3 protein-coding genes and 1 pseudogene are annotated in these 2,775 nt (G+C 63.7%); 3 read left to right on the top strand and 1 reads right to left on the bottom strand.

All coding sequences use genetic code 11. The features are described 5' to 3' along the window. Nucleotides 1-58: 58 nt before the first annotated feature. Nucleotides 59-994, bottom strand: a complete 936-nt coding sequence (locus AC1DU6_RS26130) for a hypothetical protein (protein WP_477860679.1) — start codon at nt 992-994, stop codon at nt 59-61. Between the two features lie 230 nt (nt 995-1,224). Between AC1DU6_RS26130 and AC1DU6_RS26125 the strand changes: the two genes are divergently transcribed. The 3 genes and pseudogenes from AC1DU6_RS26125 to AC1DU6_RS26115 form a co-directional block, all read left to right on the top strand. Beyond that, on the top strand, nt 1,225-1,509 hold the full coding sequence (locus AC1DU6_RS26125; protein ID WP_457324098.1) for a hypothetical protein: 285 nt from the start codon (nt 1,225-1,227) through the stop codon (nt 1,507-1,509). Nucleotides 1,510-1,875: 366 nt separating this feature from the next. Continuing rightward, entirely contained in the window at nt 1,876-2,553 is a 678-nt protein-coding gene (locus AC1DU6_RS26120) for a hypothetical protein (protein ID WP_457324099.1), read from the top strand. Then, a pseudogene (locus AC1DU6_RS26115) lies at nt 2,498-2,775 on the top strand (hypothetical protein); the annotation flags it as partial. The gene AC1DU6_RS26120 and the pseudogene AC1DU6_RS26115, both read left to right, overlap by 56 nt.

Here is a 2,775-nt window from a genome sequence, read left to right as displayed (position 1 = left end):
GACCTAGACGCAGCTCTCAAACAGGTTGGCGTCCATAAGTAGGACATTGACTTCGGCTTCAGGCCGCTGAACCCTCGGCCCTTGCCCACAGGTTTCTGCCGGACCAGACGTCCTCAGGCGGCATTCCGCGGTGTCCGCCGGCGGAAAGCATGTTCCAGCTCCAAAGATGTGGCCTGCAGTGGGGGTTTGCGATGGAGCCGGCGTGATCGCGGCAAAGCGACACCGCACGAAACGGATTGAAGGCAAACAGGCAGTCGAAGCCGTGGTGGCCGTCGAGGATTCGCTGCCGAAGGCGGGGCAGGGCCGCTGTGCGTATGTTCTCCAAGCCCCGGATGTACCGCACCATCTGCGCGTAGCGGTCAGCGACGTCTAGGTAGCTGAACGCGAAGAATCCCAGCATCGCGCCGTCATGCACTGCCATGGGCAGCAGGCGCTCCTCGACGAGCTCGAAGAGCGGTCGCGCGATACCCCTCTGTGTGAACAGCTCTCCGAGGACGACCAGCATGCGCAGCACGCTGCGACTCCATTCGTAGGCTACGGCTGGTTGCTGGCTGACATTGGCCATGCGCAGCATGATCACAGCCGCGGTAAGCGCGTCCAGCCCCGCGCGGCGCTCGAGCGCGGCAGCGAGAACGCCGTCGATGACGACCTCTCCGGATCGGAGGCGGGATGGCTGGCTTCCGCGACGCTTGACCAAAAGCTGGATGTCCGGGTCGAGCCCGGCTATCAGTGATTCCAGCTCCCGTCTTGTCAGCGAAGCCGCAGTCAGAGCTGACCACAGCGGGTTAGTTAAGCATGCGCTGGCGCCCGGGAAGGACGCCTCGACGACCGGGAGGACGCTTCTCGGCACATGCCGGCCCGAGAAATAGCTGGACCACTTGTGAAGGTGGTACGTGCGCTGCTCTCCGCCCGCCGTGACGGATTCGAAAAGCTGCTCGTGATCGGTGGGCGTCGGCAGCCCGGTCTTGGCCTGCAGGGAGTAGGCCCAGAACACCGCTCGAAGAGCGTCCTCAGGAGCCCTCCTCCTGGCGCCGGTTTTGTCCGCGATCTGGGCGCGGTCGCAAAACTCATCGAGAGAAAGTCGAGCTGAATCAGTAGCTTGCATGCGGCGGGACGATGCTGGCACGGGAACTTTCGACCACCATCATTCCCGTTGGCGCGCCTACGGTCCATCCATAGGATGTGTGACAACGGCCATCCAGGCGCCGCCAAGGAGAACCTGCAGTGAACAACGGCAGCCAAGATCAACTCGCTCACGAGATCGAGCAAGTCCTGCGTGAGCAGCATGGTGAAGTCTTGGGTGGCGCAGCGCTGTATCGGACGCTGGGATTCCGGACGTCAGCTGCGATGCGCCAGGCCAAGGCACGTGGGAAGTTGCCCGTGCCGGTCTTTCCCATCGCGCACCGTCGCGGGCGCTTCGCGCTCACGCACGAAGTTGCTCGCTGGCTGGCGAGCTGCAGGATGAACAGCTTCTGTCAGGCCGACAACGCTGAGCCGGCACGAGCCTAGTTCCGCATCAAGCCGTCGAGTCGGACGCGATCCGTGCCCGACGGCCTTCGATCAACCTATCAAGGAGGTGACCACCTGAACCCATAGCAATTTGCCGCCCAGAAGCGACAAAGCCCGGGGGTGCAACCCTGGGCTTTGTGCCTGACCCGAAGGCCAGCGAGATTGGACATCTACGCAGCCAGTATGGGCCGCATACCTTGAGGCGTCAAGCCTTGAGGTAGCTGGGCGAACTCATCCCTTCCATTTGAAAGGACCGCCCATGCGGATAGCCATCTGGCCATCGCAGGCGTCGACACGCCTGTCCGATTCGTTTCTTTCCGCGCTCGCTCGTCTCGCGGCTGGCGCTGATCGCCTTGGGGGTGCGCCATGAACGCCCCCGTCCGTCGGCTCATCAAGCCGACCACGCCCCGGACCGTCCACCTTCTGAACCTGAAGGGCGTGTTGCTCTCTCCGGTCCAGGCCGAGGCCACCACCGAAAGCGCCTTTGTGCAGGTCGCGGCGCTATGCCCCGCGACCCGGTGCATCGCGTCTCAGCCCGAGTCCCTTGAGCTGCCCGGGCAGACCTACACGCCTGACTACCGCGTTGAGACCCTCGACGGCCGGACATCGGTCTGGGAGGTCAAGCTCGAAGCCAAGGTGCCCAAGTACCGGGCGCTGTTCAACCTGGCCGCGCGGCATCTGGCCGAGCGCGGCGAGCAGTTCTTCCTCATCTCGGAGAAGTCACTGCGGCGGCGAGACCAGCACCACGCCGTGCGCCTGGTGCTGCGCTACGCCAAGGGGCACTTTGAACCCGCTGACCTCGCGCGGGTCACCCAGCACCTGCGGGCTCACCCATCTGGCGCTTCGATACAGCAGCTTGCGACCGAGCTGCATGTTTCGCGCGAGCTGCTGTTCCACCTGATCGCTACGCGTGTCATCACGTTCGCTGGCGGCCTCAGCACTGCATCGAACAGCCGCCTCATCCACACCGACTATCTGGAGAACAACGATGCCCTTTTCCTTGCACGTTGGCTTGGCGTTTCGCCGTGGCGCACGGACGTTTGAACTGATCCGCGAGCTGGCTGACGGCAACTGGAGCTATGAAGACAGCCACACCCGCCGTCCGGGCACCATGCCCAAGCACAAGCTGCTGAAGTCGATCTGGGCCGGCGACATCGTTCTGATGGGGCACGACAGCGCGCTCGCGCCGAAAGAAGACAAGACCGCTGTGCTGCCGCTTGTGGCCTACGACAACCTCAAGGGCGTGCACCTGGAAAGGTTCAAGCG

The sequence above is a fragment of the Roseateles sp. P5_B10 genome (assembly GCF_056400485.1).
The sequence above is the reverse complement of the archived record's forward strand: the minus strand, read 5'-3'. Positions and strand labels throughout refer to the sequence as shown.